The organism is Candidatus Alcyoniella australis (genome assembly GCA_030765605.1).
In the GTDB taxonomy this organism is placed as follows: domain Bacteria; phylum Lernaellota; class Lernaellaia; order JAVCCG01; family Alcyoniellaceae; genus Alcyoniella; species Alcyoniella australis.
In genome coordinates, this window is sequence record JAVCCG010000035.1 from 1 (window position 1) to 18,207 (window position 18,207).

The following is an 18,207-nucleotide window of genomic DNA, read 5'->3' on the forward strand; positions in this document are numbered from 1 at the left end:
ACCGAGATCAGCAGCTCGAACATTCGCCGTTCGATCTCGCTGACGAACCCATAGAGATCAAAAGCGTCCTCGCGCACAACAGTGTGCACCAACAATCCGACTTGTTCGCCGACCTCACCCAGGGCGCTAAAGCTGGAAAACGGCAGGTAGAGCCGATAGCCCAGGCCATTGACGTCCAGGATCACGTAGTCCGGTGATTTATAGGTGAGCTTGCCGCGGATTGTCCTGATCATTTGGCGCGATTCTACACGCGGTCCGCGGCGTCCGCAACTCGCAAGATCAGCGTCCCAACGACTTTAACTTGCGGCTGTTGATATGGCAGATCGCAACCGCCAGGGCATCGGCCGCATCCTCGGCAGGTTCGCCGGGCAACGACAGAAGCGAGGTGACCATCCTGGCCACCTGCCGCTTTTCGGCCCGCCCATAACCCACCAGCGCCTTTTTAACCTCGGCCGGCGTGTACTCGAAAACCTCGAGACCGGCCTGGGCCGCAGCCAGTACGGCTACGCCGCGCGCCTCGCCGAGCTTAAATGCACTCTGTACGTTCTTGGAATAGAAAATCCGCTCGCAGGCCGCTTCGTCGGGCGCGTGGAGCGCGATTACCTGCACCAGTCCGCCGTGGATCGTGTCCAGCCGCTGTGCAAAGCTGCTGCCTGGAGTGGTCTGGATCAGACCGTTGTCAATATGACGCAGCCGCGATCCCTGTTCCTCGACTATTCCCCAGCCGGTCACCAGAGAGCCGGGGTCGATTCCTAAAAAGATCATCGTAGAAGATCTCGACTTGAAATGTTATCGGGGTCTGTTGATCGAGGTAAACCGAACCGCAACAGGCCGGGCATCCGGGCTAGCCCAAGGCCTCCATCTCCTCATCGGAGATGTCGAAGTTGGCCCAGACGTTCTGGATGTCGTCGCAATCCTCGAGCATGTCCATCATCCGCAGCATTTGTCCGGCCTGTTTGCCGGTGAGCTTGACCGTGGACTGTGGGATCGACGTCACCTCGGCGCTCGCCGGCTCAAGTCCGGCTTCGACCAGCGCCTGGCGCACGGACTGCATTGCGCTGGGCTCGGTAAGCACTTCGAGCACGTCTTCGTCTTCCGAGATATCATCGGCACCGGCCTCCAGCGCCACCTCCATCAGGCTGTCCTCGTCAACCGAACCGCGGTCGAACTGGATCAGACCGCGCTTTTCGAACAGCCAGCTCACGCAGCCGTTTTCGCCGAGGTTGCCGTTGTTCTTGGTAAGAATATGCCTGATGTCAGCCAGCGCGCGATTGCGATTGTCGGTAAGCACATCGAGCATGATCGCCACGCCGCCCGGTCCATATCCCTCGTAGACGATCTCCTCGTAGCTGACGCCTTCGAGATCACCGGTGCCCTTCTTAATCCCGCGATCGATGTTATCGTTGGGCATGTTCGAGGCCTTGGCCTTATCGATCGCAGTGCGCAGCCGCGGGTTGCCCTCCGGATCGCCGCCGCCCTCGCGCGCGGCAATCGTTATCTCACGTATAAATTTGGTGAACAGCTTGCCGCGCTTGGCGTCCGCTGCTCCCTTCTTGCGTTTAATCGTGCTCCACTTGGAATGGCCGGACATCGAAAACGCTCCTATTTACCTCGGATGCAAGAAGGTAGGTCTCGTTGACATTGCGCGAACTGTATAGCATACTTACGATTAATTTGCCAAGCCTTTTTGTACACAAATCGGGCAGATACGGCGGTTCTACCCTGGTTCGCAACCCACTGCCGTAAGGTCGCCTATGAGGCTGCGTCTCAAACTTCACTTGGTTCTGATCGCGATCTCGACAGTGCCGATCGTGGGGCTGACGCTTATCATCCTGTTCTCGCTCAACAGCCTGCAGGATCGCCTGGTATCGGAAAACACCAGCTTGATTCGGGTCAACCTGGAACGGGAGATTCAATATAAGTCCGAGGATATTGCGCGCCAGCTCGAACTCTATATCGACTCCGTTCCCGAGGCATCCCTCTCGCAACTTCAACAGGATCCGCGTTTCAGAAGCCTGGCGATCCAAAGCGTAGGCGCGACCGGATATACCGCTGTGCATACGAATGATGGTTACAGCCGCTTCCATCCCAACCGAGGGATTGAAGATACACAAATGCTCGGCGCCGGCGACTATAGCCAGGATTTTCTCGATCTGTTCCGCCGATCGTTGGAGGGCAAGCCGGTCGGCGGGTACTACATGTGGCGCGAGGGCTCCCGGGAGCGCGAGAAATATATGGCCTGCACGCCGGTGACCGGGACCGAGATGATCCTCGCGGCCACGGTCTACACCGACGAGTTTCTCAAACCCGCAATCCAGGCCGAATCGCTGATAATCAGTTGCTGGTTGGACATGACGCAGCAGATCATCGTCTTTACCGCTTTCATCGTTCTGCTCGTTTTAACGATCGGATATTCGATTAGCAAACTGCTGTTCCGACCGCTTGAGCCGCTGCTCAACGGAATGAAGGCCTTTGGCTCGGGAAATATGTCGTACCGCATCGAGGATCGCCGGAAAGACGAGTTCTCCATGGTCAGCCGGGTATTCAACTCGATGGCCGTCAGGATCGAGGCCCAGACCTCGCAGCTTGCAAAACGTACGATCGAGGCCGAACGAAGCGAGCGTAGCCAAAGGCTGCTGTTCGAGAGCCTCTATGATCTGGTGATCTACGTCGGTGCCGACGGCCGGATCGTGCGCACCTCGCCACGGTCGCTGCAAGTGCTCGGCTACGAACCGCACGAACTGGCGAGCCGCCGCTACGACGAACTGGTCGACATCGACAGCGTGCGCTGGATCACACTTCCCGAATTGGACCAGCAAAAAGACGATCCCGCGGTTTCGGAGATGACGTTGCGTGCCCGCCACAGTTCCGGACTGTGGGTCGACCTGCAGATCAGTGTGGTCCCCTACCACGAGCCGGACATCGGCGAAGGGGCGATGCTCGTCTGCCACGACTTGTCACGGGAACTACGTCTGGAGGAGACGGTCCAGCTGCTGTCCAAGGCCGTTGAACAGTCCCGCGAGGGGATCGCCCTGTTCGACCTCGACGGAATACTGCTCTACGCCAACCATACCTACGTCGAAATGCACGGGATGTCGCGCGCTGAGGAATATATCGGGAAAACTCTCGCACAGATCCATCACGACAACGGAAACGAGGTCGTGGCGCTGATCAAGCGACTGCTCAAGCGCCCGCAAGCTTTCGATGGAGAGGTCGAGCACCGAACGGAAAACGGGAAGAGCTTCCCTGCCGGCATTACGGTATCAGTTGTTCGCGACGAGGTGGGCCAACCCACCGCGCTGATGGTTACCCTGCGCGACGTGTCAGAACGCGTGCGTCTGGAACAGGAGCTCAAACGACACTCCGAAGATCTGGAGCGGATCGTTCACAGCCGCACGGAGCAGTTGGCCGAGGCCAACCATCGGCTCGAGAAGGCGATGCAACAAGTGCTTGAGCTCGACCGGCTCAAGGGCGATTTCGTGGCCCACGTCAGCCACCAACTACGCACCCCGCTGAATACGATCATCGGTTTTTCCAGCATGCTGTTGGCCGATCAATCTCTCGAACGGCGTGTGCACGAGGACTTGAAGCACATTTACCACGACGCCCAGCGCCTCTCGCGCTTTATCGATTCGATTCTGTTGATGGCCGATATCGAAGCCGGACAGGTCCGCCTGGAACCTACGCGCTTTGACCTCGCCGAATCGGTGAGAACAGTAATCGAAGCGGTGACCGCCGAGGCTGAGGCCAAAGGTCTGAGCATTGTCGATCTGGTCTCCGGTCGCGACATTGAGATTTTCGCCGACCGGCGCAAGCTCGACCTCGTGCTGCACAACCTGCTGCTCAATGCGGTGCAGTACACATCCAGCGGCGAAATCGTAGTCGGAGTCCGCACTCTGGAAAACATGATAACGCTTTCGGTCAGGGACACCGGACCCGGAATTACGGCCGACGAGCTCGATCAACTGTTTGAGCGCTTTTCCAAATCCTCGCACGGAGGTGGAATGGGTCTCGGTCTACCGATGGCCCAGGCGTTCATCCGCATGCACGGCGGCGAGATCAGCGTTGAGAGCAAACTGGGTGAGGGCAGCACGATTTACGTAAGGTTGCCTGCTCAGCCAAAAGATGAATAGTATTCTTCCCTGCCCGCCTGCAGCGGAGGTGTAATGCAAATCAAGGGACAGAAAGTTTTAATTTTCGGCGGCGCCGGACTCGTCGGAATCCAGGTCGCAAAAGCGTTGGCCGGACACTCCCCCTCCAAAATGGTTATCGCCAGCCTCCATCGTGGGGAGGCGCGCGAGACTTGCAAGGAACTGTTGCGAGAGTTCCCGGATATCTGCTTCGAACCGGCGTGGGGCGATATCTTCGTGCGTGACGAGCTATGCGACCGCCGCCGCCGCGAAGTTGTTGAGGACGACGATTGCCGCGAGGCGCTGTTCGACGACACCTTCGGCCCGCCTGACGCGGCCTACGGCCGCTCGACGATGGTCAAGCTGATCACCAAACATCGGCCGGCGATCATCGTCGATTGCGTCAACACCGCCACGGGCATCTCCTACCAGGACATCTTTACCAGCTCGCTGGTGGTCAAGAACGATATCGAGAGGCTCAAGGGAGTCGACAGTAAAGACCGGATACCCAAGCAGGTGATAAAAAACCTCGAGGTCCATCTGCTTACTCCGTTGGTGCCGCAGCTGGTGCGTCACGTGATGCTGCTCTATCGCGCCTGCCGCGAAGCCCATACCGGAATCTACGTCAAGATCGGCACCACCGGCACCGGCGGGATGGGGCTAAACATTCCCTACACCCACGGCGAGGACAAACCATCGACCAAGCTGATGGCCAAAACGTCGATCGGGTTCGCGCACACCGGCTTGTTGTTTCTGCTCGCTCGTTCGCCCGATACGCCGATCATTAAAGAGATAAAACCCGGCGCGATGATCGGCTACAAGAACATCGGCTATCGCACAGTGCAGCAGCCCGGCGGCTCCGGGCCGCTGTGGGTCAGGCAATCGCAAACCGAGAAGCTCGACGAGAAAGGCGTGCTCGACCTCAGCCCGCTCAAGGGACTCGAGCGGCTGCGCAAATATCAGGTGGTCTGCGTCAATACCGGCGAGAATGGGATCTTCAGCCGCGGCGAGTTCGAGGCGATCACACATTTGCACCAGATGGAGTTCGTCACGCCCGAGGAGATCGCCGACATCGTCTCGCTCGAGGTGCTGGGCCGCAACACGGGGTACGACGTGATCTCGGCGGTGGACAGCTCGGTGCTCAATCCCAGCTACCGCGCCGGGTTCATCCGCCATACCGCAATGGAGGAGGTCCAAAGGCTGGAGGCGGTCAAGGGCCCGTCGGTGGCCATCGGACAGCTTGGTCCACCCCAACTGGCCAAGTACCTGTTCGAATCGCAGCTGCTCAAGGAGACCTACGGCACGTTGGAGAAGATGCTGCGTAAAAAGGGCAAGAAGGGCGAAAGCGATCGGCCGACTGCGGAAATCTCACGGCGGTTGTTCAACCATCTCAAGCGCAGTCCGCACCGCGAGACGATCACCTCAATCGGCATTCCGATCCTGCACCCCGACGGTCGCAATATCTGGCGTGGCGAACGGATCAAGGTTCCGGAGTTCAAGGGCGAATGGCAGCTTCCCTCAGACCCAGAGAGCATCGATGGCTGGGCCAAACGCGGCTGGATCGACTTGCGTCCCGAGCACATGGCCTGGTGGCAAAAGACAATGCGCCAGATGCTGCGCTCGCACTACAACCGGGGCCGCAAGTGGTCCAGTGAGTACGTTACGCGCGACGCCTACCTGTACGACGAAATCCATATTGGGGAAGTCGTAGCCTGGATCTTTAACAACGATCCGCAGATCGCGGGCTACCGGGTCAAGTAACTTCAGCTAGTCGATCGGCACCAGTCGATTTTCGATCAACGTTCGTTCGAGCAGCTCGGCGATCGCCTGGTGGCCGACCTGGTTACAGTGCACCAAGTCGTGGGCGAACACGATCTGCGCCACCTCGTAGTTATTGCGCAGATAGCCGTAGACGTCGACGAACGGCACACCCGTCTCCTCGGCGATCTGTTGCATCAGTTCCCGCTGCTGCGGGATAACTCCCTTAAGGTCCATATTGCGCGCTGCGGATTCACCCCAGTATTCGGCCGCAAGAATCACTTGCGCGCCGCGCCCGCGTTGTTGCGAGATCAGCTCGCGCAAGTTCTGCGCATAGTCCTCGGGCGGGTTGACGTTCTTGCTGATGCCCACGCTCGGGCTGTAGCTGCGCACGATCCACATCCGGATGCGCACCACCAGGTCGGTGTAATAATTGTAGACGAAACTTTGACGCAGCAGCGATTGCAGCCCGGGCACCCAGCGCTTGCGGTGCTCGCCGCGCTGCATCATTCGGTGCAGTTCGCGGTAGGTGTAGGGCCCCTCGTCGTGGATCAGGTCGTTACGATTTAGATAGAGGATGCTCAGGTCGAATTCATAGCGCGACAGGTACTCGTGGTCGAGGATCATCAGTTGGAACGAGTTGTAGCCGCTGACCCCGGAGTTGATTACCTCGAACTCGACGTTCGCTCCGTGGGAGTTCAGTCGGCGCTCGAGCACCTCGGTAAAAACGTCGCTCAACTCGTCGACGCCGTCGCCGTAGACGTTGGATCCGCCGATAACGATGATGCGAAAAACACCCGGCGGCTTGTCAAAGGGGATCACGCCGCTGCGGAAATTAACCTCGCGATGGACCTTGAAATCGTCGCGCATCTGAAAATCCTCGCGACGGACGAACAGGCTCTTGGGAATGTAGAACAACGAATCGTCCGGCACGTACCCACTGCCCAGCCCCATCGGTTGTTCCCAGCGCCGCATTGCCGGTTCGCTGCGCATCCACAGCTCGAATCCAGCGACCAGTACTACCAGCCACAGACTCATCAACAGTCCGTAGCCGCGCAGCCTGCTGCGGTTGGCCGTGAGAAATGTGAACTGCAGCAGCAACACGCACAGCAGCACCGGACCGACAATTGCACGCGGCATGGACAAGCCAACCCACGGCAGGGTTAGCGCCAGCGGCGAGAAGGTCCACAGGTAGCGCCGCACGACCTCGTGACCGCCGAAGCGTCCAAGCGCGGCCAGCAGCGTGCCGTAGCCCAGGGCAAAGGCCCAGAGCAAGGCGGCGCAGGCGGACAGCAGCTCGGGCGCGTCCAGGTCGTAGGGCAGCGCCGCACGACCATACAACGCACCGAGCACCAAGGCGGCAACGGACCAGCGCACCATGCCGCGAGCATCGATGCGGCGTTGCCAGATTCGCGAGCTCGAGGTCAGCCTGTGGCGAACGCTGAACAGCCCTCTTACAAGAATCGCGCTACGAGCGCGCAAAAATAACGAAATCGCCAACCCCGTCAGCGGAACGATCGGCTGGTCGGTGTGCCCTTGCCAGATCAGCAGACCGATCATCAGCGGCAGATAATGCAGCGCCAGCTTGTCCAGTATCTCGCGCCACGGACGAACAGTGAGACGCGAGACAAGCAGCAAGTCCAGCAACAGCAACAGCGCGCCGATGATCGCCGCCACTGCGCAGACCGGCAGCATGCCCAGCACCTGCACGCGTCGTGGTTCAAAATCGGTCTGCTCCGATAGTGTGTTCGCGATCGTGTTGTAAACCCTGAAATTGATAAGTTCCAACTCCGAGTCGCCCAGCTCGATCACCAGGTCGCGCAGATAGTCGTCAATGCTCTCCACGCGTTCAACGAACTCTCCGTCGAGCATCATCCCCAACTGCTTGCCGTTGGTGTCCAGGCTCAGGGTGTGACGTCCCGGCTGCAGTAACGCCTGTTGTTCCGGGCCCAGCTCGAAGCGGAAGCGCTTGCCGCTCCTCACGCCGGTAACCTCCAGCGCTATCCCACGTGCTTGTTGCGCCGTGAATTCGAGAGTCGAACGCTGGTAGAGCGAGCGCACGTGATACATATCCGGATAGAGCAATCGCGCGCCGGGCTCGGGTTTGAATCCGCCGAGTTCAGCGGGTTTGCGCGAATCCCAGAGCGATTGATAGCGCCAGTACTTGGCGTTTAATCCGGTTCCTTGTTCGACCCAGGCCGTATGTGCGCTGGATGCGATCAGCGCCAGCAGCAATGCGCACAAGGCCACGCTGAAGATCCGTCGGAGTACGATTAGTCTGCTTTTCAAGACTGTTTCTGTCCGTTGCGGATCAGCCCTTCGAGCTGTGCTACGCGTGCGCGCAGCTCGCTCTCCAGGTTCAAGGCGCGCTGCTTTTCCAGGAAGCCGTCTGAATATGCGCCGAGCACCTCGCTCAACGTGGCTTCTCCGACCTCGAAGCGGTCGATATTCGACGGGCTGAACGGGTCGATGTCGAGCTGATCGTCGAAAATCTCGATTTGCAATCCGCTGAGATCAACGTTTTCAACCAGCTCGAGCAAGCGGCTCGGGGATGGGTCGCACGCCCGGGCCAGGGCCGCAATCGACATGACGCAGATCTGTTGAGATGAGAGCAGGTCCAGGCCCGCAAGATGTGAGCGCCAGAGCATCCGACCGACCTGCTCCGCGTCGCGGACCAGGGTCCGTGCATCGTCCGCGATCACGATCAGCGCCTCGGGGATCTTGTCGATCAGCTCGCGTGACGTGCGGTACCAGTCGTCGCACGAGCAGATCACCAGGTCGGCCCCCTGCCCTTTAACCACCTGCGGATTACGCGACTCGGTGGAGATCAGATAGAGCGTGTTAAGGATCCTGCCCAGCAGCTCACAATCCTGTGCCGACTCCCGGCCGGAGACGCTGAACCCTGTCAGGCCGATAATCGGCCTGCCGAACAACTCGACCATGCGTCGTACCGTGCGATCCCAACGGAAGTATTCCAGGCCGTGGCGCTCGAAGCTCGGCTCCAGCAGCAGCCCGTCCCACGGACGACGCAGAAGCTCGAAATTCATCTGCGGGCCGACCAGCCCGCGATCGAGGGCGATTTGCCAGATCTGCGTTCCGGGCATCGGAGCCAAGATGTTGACGTCGGCCTGGTCGATCTTGCGCTGAAGCATGTTGCGGCTGATAAAGCGATAGGTCGTCAGCACGTCCTCGCGGGTCTCGCCGGGCACTCCGACGATGAAGCTCAGCCCGGTCTTGATTCCGGCCGCGGACGCGCTGTCAACGCTTTGCTGATTTTGTTCGGGAGTGACGTTGCCCTTGAGGAATTTGAGCACAGGTCCGGAGCACGACTCGGCGCCGAAAGTGATGCGCTCAAATCCCATCCGCCTGAGCAAAAGCGCCAGCTGTGGATCGGTCAAGTCGGCGCGCACTGCGCCGGAAAGCTTCAGCCGGCCGATCAACCCGCGTTCGTCCATCAGTTCGGCGATTTGTTCAAGCCGTTTACGGTCGGCGGTGAACAAATCGTCGTAGATGTGCACTTCGGTGGCGCCGTAGTTGTCAGCCAGCCGTTGCAGTTCGTCGACCACCCGCTGCGCGCCGAACGAACGGTAGCCGCCCCAATGCACAGCGGAAGAGCAGAATGCGCATTTGAACGGACAGCCGCGGCTGGTCATTACGTGTGCCGGACCGCCGGTGTAGCCCAACGCATCGAGGTCCGGCAACGGTACGCTGTCCAGCGGATCGATCAGCGCGCGTCCGGGAGTCTCTACCAGCTCGCCGTTTTCAAGCCAGGCTAGTCCGTTAATCGAGCGCAGTTCCTCGCGTTGCAGTCGACCGCTGTGCCTTAGCGCTGTCAGCAGCTCGAGCAGCGTCCGCTCGCCTTCGCCGATCACCGCCAGGTCGAAAACGGGCAGCAGGCTCTGCGGACATGTCGAGATATGCACGCCGCCGATGATTAGCGGCACGCCCAGTCTCGAGCGAATCCGCGCCGCGTGGTCCACGGCACGACCGTAGGCTGCCGAGGAGCATGAGATTCCGACCACGTCGGGATTCCAGCGGATCAGTCGTTCGACGTCGTCGGTCACCAGCGGCTCGAAGTCCAAATCCGCTGCGCGCAGGTACGACACCAGGTAGCCCAGGCCCAACGGGTGGTACCACGACAAGTCGCCCGGCTCGCGACTGAGCAACAGCCCGAGCTTCATCACTGAGACACCCGCTCGTCAGCATCCTGGATGCAAATGCGTTGCACGAGCACTGTCAGTTCCTCGGTGTAGCCATCGTGCAGCACCTCATCGGGGATGAATCCCTCGGAGAAGCGCAGTCCGACCCGCAACACGTCGCGATCGAGCAGGTCGTTAGGGATCACTCCGTGAATCCAGTAATTGGCGGTCTGGTCAAGATCGCGGCAGTTGACGTCCCGCCCCTCGACCGTCAGACAGGCCTGCGTCGTGCGGTCTTGAAAGTACGGAGCGTAGAAGTAGAAGATCGACTGCACGAACGGCTCCCGTTGGTGATGTTTGAGCTTAACCTCGGCCGAGCGTCCGATCCAGCGCTGATTCTCGATCTCGCGCAGCCATCCGTCGAGCAACTGTTCGCGAGAAAACGCGTCGTCGATAAAATCGACGCAGCTGGATAGGCCCGCCCCTTGACGATCACGTTCCAGAGAATAGACCGCGACATCGAAGCGCGGATCGTGGGGGATGTTCTTGATTTCGACCTGCTGGAACATCTGCTCCGCAGTATTGCGCACAGCGCGCTCGGGATCCCAGATCTGCTCCTGGTACAACACGAGCCACATCCGCTCGAAATACTGCGACAGCTTTTCCAAACGCTGTTGCACCACCTTCTGCGGAATGTTCGCAGGTTCGGTGAAGTTTCCAAGGATCGGGATTACCGGCACCTCACCGTCGAAATAGTGAAAGAAGGCGATACTGGAATAGCGGTTGAGCACCACCACGCAATCGCGGCCGCGTTGCGCCTGTTCGCTGATCTCAAACGCCGCATGTCGCCATGCCTCACGCCGATAGTTCGGACCATCATAGATATTGAGCGTCGAGCCGAGCAACAGCGCAATTACCGCCGTGGCAAGCAGCGACGCGGCCGGCCGGCTGCGATGCCAAAGCAGGGACAACCCACCGGCGGCCAGAATCGCGAAGAACGGCATCCAGCACAGAAAGTACTTGGGTCGGAACACCTGCTTGAACGAGGCGAGCAACAGCAAAATGACGATCGGCAGCAGAACCATCACCGCGATCAGCCCGCGATGGCGCGGATGCCGAAAATCGCGCCAGGCCCCCAGGGCGATCGAAAGCAGCAGCGGAGCGCCCAAAACAAAGGCGGCCGCTGTATAGCTTTTAACGCCCGGATCAAGATTGACGTAGGGCAGCGTGGCCATGCTCCATTCGCTGCCGCCGAACACGATGAATCCCAGCAAAATGATCAAGCGTTGAATCAGCGGGAAAGTCTCGCGCTGCTGCTCGAAGCCGGCCTGTAGCATGAACAACGGCAACTGCGGAAGGAACGCCAGCGCGATGGCGAGCAGGGCCAGGCCCTGCAGCAACCAGGCGCGTCGACTGCGGAAATAGAGCAACGTCGCCATGGTCTGGCCGAAGATCACCATCGGCATGTAGTAATGGGTGTACATCCCCAAGGCCGAGGCCGCGATGTAGACCGCCCATGAGCTTAGCCGCAACGAAACCATCATTCGCAAATAGGCCAGCGAGCTGAGCACCACCAGCAGCACAAACAGGCTTTGGTAGCGGTTCTCCTGACTGTAGTAAACGTGCAGCGGCCACAGCGCAAACAGCGCCGTTGACAGCATTCCCACCCGTCGTCCAAAAAGTTCGCGGCCCAGGAAGTAGATGAAGGGCAATACCGCGATGCCGAACAGCGCGGCAAAGATGCGGATCCAGTAATCCGATTCTATGAACATCGTCCAGCCGCCGATCACCAGGTAATAAAGCGGCGGGCTGGCGTCGTGTAACTGGAATTGCAACAGCGACATCAGGCGCGACTGGCTGACGTAGATCGTCAGCGCCTCGTCGGTCCATAACGATTGATAGCCCAGCTTGTAGAGGCGCAACACGGCGCCGACAACAACGATCAACAGTACGCCGACCAGCGTGCCCCGGCTGTTGTCGAAACCGGATTTCAGCCTTCGCAAAGTCGTGGGGCCGTTCGCTATCATTGCAGCTCAATCCGCTGGACGTTGATCGACTTGGGCTCCATATCACCGTCGCCGTACACGTGGTTCGAGATGAAGAATTGCTCGGAGATCAGCTCGACCTCGAGAATCGGCCTCCACTTCAGGTCGCTTGGAAGCACGCCCTGGATATCAAATATCCCGGTGCTTGTGACGTAGAGGCTGTTGACTACCCTGCCCTCTGCCGTCAAATGCACGAAAAACGGCACTTGCTCGAAGTGACCGGTGTCGACGAAGATCTGCGCCGAGAGCCGATCGGCGCCCTTGGTCCATTGCAGCCAAGCCTTGGCCCGCGGACCGATCCAGCGCCATTGCTCACCACCCGAGCTCCAACCATCGTCGAGTTGCAGGAAGTGGAAATCATCCTGCATAAAATCGATGCAGGGTGTGAACTCGCGCCAAAGCACCTCGGGCCGTGTGGTGTAGAGCTCGAGCTTGAAGCGCGGCTCAAGCTGCGGATCGTTTCCGCGGAAATTATCGCAGCCGATCGGATACAGCTCTTGATCGATCCGCTGTCGCAGCAACCGTTGCGGGTCGGTTCGCTCGGGGTAGGCGCTGATGATCCAGACCCGCTCGAGCCCTGAAATATATTGCTCGAATGCCGCGTCCACGGCCTGGGCGTCGATTGCCACTGGTTCGGAGCCGTCGGGCATAGGATGGAACCCGGTCACCGTACGCATTGGAATGTGCAGGTCGAAGTAGTTGTCGAAACACAGCTCGTTGAGCCGATTAGGCAGCAGAACGCCGTCACCGGTGCGCGCCCGCTGCTCGATCAGCTCGGCCGCCCCGGGCCAGTCCTCCTTGAGAATCAGCGGATGCTGATACTCGCGCAGGCCGGACCAGGTGGGGATTGCCGCGACGCAGACAAGCAGCATCGCCGCCAATCGGCTGCGCCGCCAGGCCGCCTCGGCTCCGGAGGCAAACAGCAGGCACGCCATGGGAAGCAGCACCACCAAATAGTAAGGCTTGAACAGGCTGATCGGTTTGTTCAACCAACCGTGCTCCAGCCCCAGCGTCACCGCGACGATCGCGCCGATCAGCATCAGCAGGCCAAGCGGCAGACCGAGTCTGATCAGACCATGACCAATCTCGCGCTTGCGTCCGCGAAGGGCGCCTACGCCCCACAGTGCCAGGAACGGCAACAGCGCCAGGGTGAGGATCGTCAGGTGCAAAGTTATATCGAGCTTGTCCAGACCGAACAGCTCGCTGACACTCAGCGGCAGGCGTAGCGGCGGATGCCAATCGGTGTAGCCCATGGTCAGGTAGACCGGCGTCATGGTCAGGACCAGGGGCAGCGGCAGCAACGACACCACTCCGTGGTAAGCCTTGGCCTGCTGCATTACGTGGCCGATCCAGGGCGCAAATAGCAACCCGACCATCAGCCAGGACAACGCAAGTCGCCCCAGGCCTTTAACCTTTTTACAGTAGATGATGGTCACCAGCAGCTCGACGGCGATCACCAGCACGGAGAAGGCGTGGGTATAGAGCATCGCCGCGCTAAACAGAATGAATCGTCGTCGGTCGACGGACGTTCCGCCGTCCATCGAACGCACGAGGTAGAGCATGCTCAGTACAGCGCACAGCCCAAGGAACGCCGGGTAGCGCGCCTGCTGCGAGAGGTGTACGTGCAGCGGAGTGATCATCAGCCACAGTGCGGCCAACAGCGACGCCGGGCGCGAGAGCGCTTCGCGACCCAGCCGATAAACCAGCGGCACGCTCAGCGCGCCGCAGACCGCCGAGAAAGCCCTGATCCACTCTACGGAGCTGCCCAGGCGTCCCCACAAGTATGCCAGCAGGTGATAAAGAGGCGGGTTGGGATCGATCGAAGCCTGTAGCGAGAGGAATTGCAGCAACCCCAGTCGACGGATCGGCTCGATGGTCGTGGCCTCGTCGGTCCACATCGGCTGCTGGCCGATATCGTGCATCCGCAGGGCGAAGGCTGACCCGGCCAACAGCGCGTAGAACGCGGCCGTGCGAATATCGCGGCTCTCGATTTTCATCGATCCGCCTTTCGCAGAGCCACGTTGCGCACCTGCAGCGACTTGACGGAGTAATCGCCTGGAAATCCGACTTCGGCCGGAACGAACCAGCGGTCGGCGTGCAGCGTGACGTCGATCAGCTCGCCCATCGCGCTCGTATCAACTTCGCCCGACACAGTGTAAATCCCGCTGCTGTCCATCAGCCGCGAGGCCGTCGGCTCCCCGTCGACCAGCAGTTCAAGGCGCAACGGGCCGTCGAGCAGCTCGCGGGCAATGTAAACCTCGACCTCGATCAACGCTTGACCGGGCGGATCGATATTGCGCAGCCGCAGCTCGGCCTGCGGTCCGATGAAGCGAAATCCGTTGAGCACCTCGTCGAACCAGCCGTCTGCGAGCTGCAGCATCTCGTGAGGACCGCTGAAGTCGATCTGCGAGCTGAATCCCGCAACCAACTGCTGTGGATCGTGCTCAAAGCGCTTGACGCAGAAGCGCCGCAGTCCGTAGCGCTCACAGTGCACTACCTGCGGGACGTACCCGGCCCGCGCCAGGGCGCGCCCCAGGCGGTCGCGGCCGTCAAGCCCGGGCGGATCATAGAACTCGCCGTGGTAATCGATCAGCCACAGCGCGCCGCCCGACGCGGTCAGCTGCGCTGCCAGCTGCTCGCAACGCGGGACGTAGACACTGTCGGGCAGGTCCCATTCGTTGTATCCGATCAGCCAGTGCTGTTCGTTATGCCCCTGGTAATAACGATTGAACGGGATTCCCTTGAGCAGATGGTAGTAGGCGATGAAGTCCTGATCCTCGGCCTGATCCTCGATCAACCGTGCGACGCCGCGCCAATCCTGGCGCGCGTAGTCCGGATGAAAGTAGTACTCGCGCAAGCTGGCCGCAGTGGTCAGGCCCAGATAGGCCGCCAGGCAGACGCACAGCACGCGGGTTGCGCCCCCCTTACGCCAGAGTCCGACCAGCGCCACCGAGATCAGCAGCAGGGCCAGCGGTAAATAGGGAGCTGCGTAGCGCGCCTCGTAAACGTGCATGGCCAATGCTGCGCCGATAATGCCCAAGGTCGGCACTGCGCCCAGCAATAGGATCGATCCCACGCGCTGACGTTCGGGACGCAGCAGCAGCACTCCGAGCGCCACCAGTCCCCAGATCGGCAGCATCACCAGCGCGGCGATCAACGCGTAGCCATGGAAATCCGAATCAATCAGCGAACGCAGTGGTTCGATCAGCCCGAAAGTGCGATCAGGAGTGGGCGTTAGCATTAGTTGCGAGGCGATGTTGAATATCCCGCGCAGCGTGGGCAGCGGCGTGAGCCACGGCGTGCCCTTGAGGATTTGCATTGAGAACATCTTGGCCCAGGGTAAAAACGCCAGGCCGATCAGCGCCACGGCCAGCAGTGCCAGTCCGGCGGCGCGGATTGATCGCCGTAGGGCGGAAATCCAGGCGTTGGCCGCGGAGAGGCCGAAGGCCTTGGGAGCCGCAAGCTGTGAGGATTGGGCAATGCCGAGCAGTGTTGCGGCCGATGAGGCTCCCCTGCCCGCTGCGCGCGAAACCACATAGCCTTGGGCAAGTGCGATCAGTGCAAATGAGGCCACTGCCAGCCAGGCGAAATAGTGGGTGTAAATCGCGGCTGTGCCGCACAACACCAGTGCGGCGAAAGAACTCCAACGCGGACGATGCAACAGACCGACAAACGCAATCTGGGCCGCCAGCACCAGTGCGATCACCAGCGCGTTGTAGCGGACTTCCTGGCTTAAGAAGATCAGCATCGGGCTGCAGGCGACGAGCAATGCCGTGACCAGCGCCTCGGCCCTGCCCGCCAGACGCAGGGTCAGCAGGTAACTTAGATAGACCGTCAGGCTGCCCAGCAGCACCGAGAACAGGCGCAAGCCGAAATCCGAGACCAGCCCCAGCGCCATCCAGCCCTTGAGCAGCGTATAGCTGAGCATCGGGTTGGAATCGATCAGCGCCATGCGTTGCCAGATTACGTCGAGTCTTTGCGAGGCGACGATCACTTGGCTGATCTCGTCGTCCCACATCGATTGGCGGGTCAGCGCAAACAGCCGTAGACCAACGGCGAGGGCTATTATCCCGGCCAGGGACCAGGCGGCGCGCCGCCCTGTTCGTTCAGCGCCCGCGGGCTCGCCTCTCATTTGCGACCGCGTTTGCTCCGCGCCTCGGCCTCACGTTGGGCCAGGGTCTGTTCGTCGTCGATCATTCGTTGCTCGATGATCCGGTGCCTGCGTTCGCGCTTGTCTCCGTGCATGCGATCGAGCTTCCAATTGTTGCTCAGGATTCCGGCCAATACGCCGCGCGCCGGGCTGAAGCTCAGCCAGGGGTCGGTCTCGGGCCGGAAGATGCTGAGGCGGAAGTGCTTGCGTTGCAGGATGTCGCGAATATCGGGGAACGGTTCGCCGGGTACGGTCTGTTCGAAGTAAGCTTGGCGGTTGACCATCAGCGCGCGCTCCGAGAATACAAGCAGGTTGCGCGCGAATGCATTTTCGGGCATGAAATGCGCTGTGGGCGCGTGGGTCGTGTAGTCCGCATCCTCGAGGAAGTGGTGCCAGATGATGCTCTTGAGCCGCTCGGGATCAAAGTCGGCCGTCGCCTTGAAGTAGGCGGTGAGCGTCTTTTTCCACCCATCGCGTGGAATGCGATGCAGGTGTTTGCGGCCGACCTGCTGAACGTGCAAAGGCTCGAGCGCATCGCAGATCTCGGGCGTTGGATCGTAGAGCCCGAAATCAACCGCGATCAGCTTGTCGAAGAAACCGGTGGCCAGGCATTGCTGGGCCCACTGCTTTGCGAGCTGCGGCCCGTCGGCGTTGCCCGCCAAGTCGGTCACGTCGAGCAGTCCGACGATCATCATCTCGTTGAGCTTCATCATCCGCTGGCCCAGCCGCGTCAGATCGTCGAAAAAGTAGAAGTTGGTCTTGGGTAGCTTGCGCCCCATGTAGAACCGCTCCCATGGGTAGCGCAGTTGCTCGAAATCCATCTGCTCGGACACCAGGCCCCGCTCCAGAGCTTGGTCCCAGATCTTGGTGCCGGGAAACGGCGTCAGAGTGTGCATCTCAAAGTAATCGATCTTGCGATCGCGCAGGTTGCGCAGGATGAATTCATAGGTGGTGAACAGATCCTCCGTGCTCTCATCGGGTGCGCCCTTAATAAAGCTGGGGCCGACCTTGATTTGATAATCGAAGCACAGGTCGAGGGCTTGCTGATTCATCTCGGCGGTGACCGAATCGCCCTTGAGGTAGCGCAGCACCGGGTCGGAACACGATTCCGCACCGAACGTCACGCGCTTGATGTTCATTCGTTTGAGCTGTTCCAGAGCCTCTCGATCGACGAGGTTCGCGCGGATCGTACACGAGAACGAGATCTCTTTGTGCCAACCGTGCTGCACGATACCATCGGCGATCTGCTCCAGACGTTGTTTGCGCGCGATGAACAGGTCGTCAAAAAAGTGGATCTCTTTGCAGTCGTAGCGCTCGACCAGCAGCTCGATTTCCTCGATCACCCGCTGTGCCGAATGCGCCCGATACTTGCCCCAAAACGCCTGTGACGAGCAAAAGGAGCAGTCGTAGGGACAGCCGCGGCTGGTGAACATATAGGCCGGCTCGCCCTTGTACCCGACCAACGAACGATCGGGCATCGGCAGATCGTCAAGCGATTCGACCAGCGGCCTGCGCTGGTTCACGCATACACCGCCGTCTTCGTCGTGATAGCAGATGCCCTTGACGTCTTTGAGCATCTCGGGGTCCAGCGCTTTCCACTGCACCAGTTGCAGCAGCTCGACCGCTGTCAACTCACCCTCTCCCAGTACTCCGATCTGGAACTCCTCGGGCAGAGTGTGCGGCATTACCGTGATATGCACACCGCCGATCCAGACCGGCACACCTAAGCGTTCCTTGATTTGGACGGCCATGCTGCGCGCCAGACCGAAGTTGATCGAGCCCGAGCTGATCCAGACCAGGTCCGGCGCCAGCGAGATGACCTGCTCCAGGCTGTCGGCCACCTGCAGGCGCACTCCATCGAGCTCGCGATGAATGTAGGCGCCCAGCGAGGCGAAACACAGCGGCCGGAAGGTCGTATAGTCCTGTTCGCCGATCGCCATCAGGCCGCAGATTCGCAAGGGTGATTTGCTCATAATATCCGTGTG

Annotated in this window: 11 protein-coding genes; 2 read left to right on the forward strand and 9 right to left on the reverse strand. The window is 60.2% G+C overall.

Features of this window, described 5'->3' with window-relative positions; genetic code table 11:
* The 3 genes from P9M14_04000 to P9M14_04010 all read right to left on the reverse strand — a co-directional run.
* A partial coding sequence (locus tag P9M14_04000) for an OB-fold domain-containing protein (GenBank protein MDP8254889.1) occupies positions 1-233 on the reverse strand: 233 nt, incomplete at its 3' end.
* Between the two features lie 46 nt (positions 234-279).
* Positions 280-765, reverse strand: a complete 486-nt coding sequence (gene ruvC / locus P9M14_04005) for a crossover junction endodeoxyribonuclease RuvC (GenBank protein MDP8254890.1) — start codon at positions 763-765, stop codon at positions 280-282.
* 79 nt (positions 766-844) lie between these two features.
* On the reverse strand, positions 845-1,591 hold the full coding sequence (locus P9M14_04010) for a YebC/PmpR family DNA-binding transcriptional regulator (GenBank protein ID MDP8254891.1): 747 nt from the start codon (positions 1,589-1,591) through the stop codon (positions 845-847).
* Between the two features lie 163 nt (positions 1,592-1,754).
* Here P9M14_04010 and P9M14_04015 point away from each other — a divergent pair, with 163 nt between their 5' ends.
* The gene (locus P9M14_04015) at positions 1,755-4,133 is read left to right on the forward strand and encodes a PAS domain S-box protein (protein MDP8254892.1); all 2,379 of its coding nucleotides are present in this window, start codon (positions 1,755-1,757) and stop codon (positions 4,131-4,133) included.
* Positions 4,134-4,166: 33 nt separating this feature from the next.
* The gene (locus P9M14_04020) at positions 4,167-5,891 is read left to right on the forward strand and encodes a hypothetical protein (GenBank protein MDP8254893.1); all 1,725 of its coding nucleotides are present in this window, start codon (positions 4,167-4,169) and stop codon (positions 5,889-5,891) included.
* A gap of 6 nt (positions 5,892-5,897) precedes the next feature.
* Here P9M14_04020 and P9M14_04025 read toward each other — a convergent pair whose 3' ends face one another.
* Genes P9M14_04025 through P9M14_04050 form a run of 6 tightly spaced genes read right to left on the reverse strand, consistent with a single transcriptional unit; the run spans position 5,898 to position 18,195 of the window.
* Positions 5,898-8,177 carry a GDSL-type esterase/lipase family protein gene (locus P9M14_04025; GenBank protein MDP8254894.1) on the reverse strand — a complete coding sequence of 760 codons (2,280 nt, stop codon included), beginning with the start codon at positions 8,175-8,177 and terminating at the stop codon, positions 5,898-5,900.
* A complete protein-coding gene (locus P9M14_04030; protein MDP8254895.1) occupies positions 8,174-10,069 on the reverse strand; it encodes a radical SAM protein in 1,896 nt (631 codons plus the stop codon). The genes P9M14_04025 and P9M14_04030 overlap by 4 nt, the downstream gene beginning before the upstream one ends.
* On the reverse strand, positions 10,069-12,054 hold the full coding sequence (locus P9M14_04035) for a glycosyltransferase family 39 protein (GenBank protein ID MDP8254896.1): 1,986 nt from the start codon (positions 12,052-12,054) through the stop codon (positions 10,069-10,071). Before P9M14_04035 ends, P9M14_04030 begins: the two co-directional genes overlap by 1 nt.
* On the reverse strand, positions 12,051-14,069 hold the full coding sequence (locus P9M14_04040; protein ID MDP8254897.1) for a glycosyltransferase family 39 protein: 2,019 nt from the start codon (positions 14,067-14,069) through the stop codon (positions 12,051-12,053). Before P9M14_04040 ends, P9M14_04035 begins: the two co-directional genes overlap by 4 nt.
* Positions 14,066-16,204 (reverse strand): glycosyltransferase family 39 protein, encoded by a 2,139-nt coding sequence (locus P9M14_04045; GenBank protein ID MDP8254898.1) that lies wholly within the window; start codon positions 16,202-16,204, stop codon positions 14,066-14,068. Before P9M14_04045 ends, P9M14_04040 begins: the two co-directional genes overlap by 4 nt.
* Positions 16,201-18,195 carry a radical SAM protein gene (locus tag P9M14_04050; protein MDP8254899.1) on the reverse strand — a complete coding sequence of 665 codons (1,995 nt, stop codon included), beginning with the start codon at positions 18,193-18,195 and terminating at the stop codon, positions 16,201-16,203. The genes P9M14_04045 and P9M14_04050 overlap by 4 nt, the downstream gene beginning before the upstream one ends.
* Positions 18,196-18,207 lie beyond the last annotated feature (12 nt).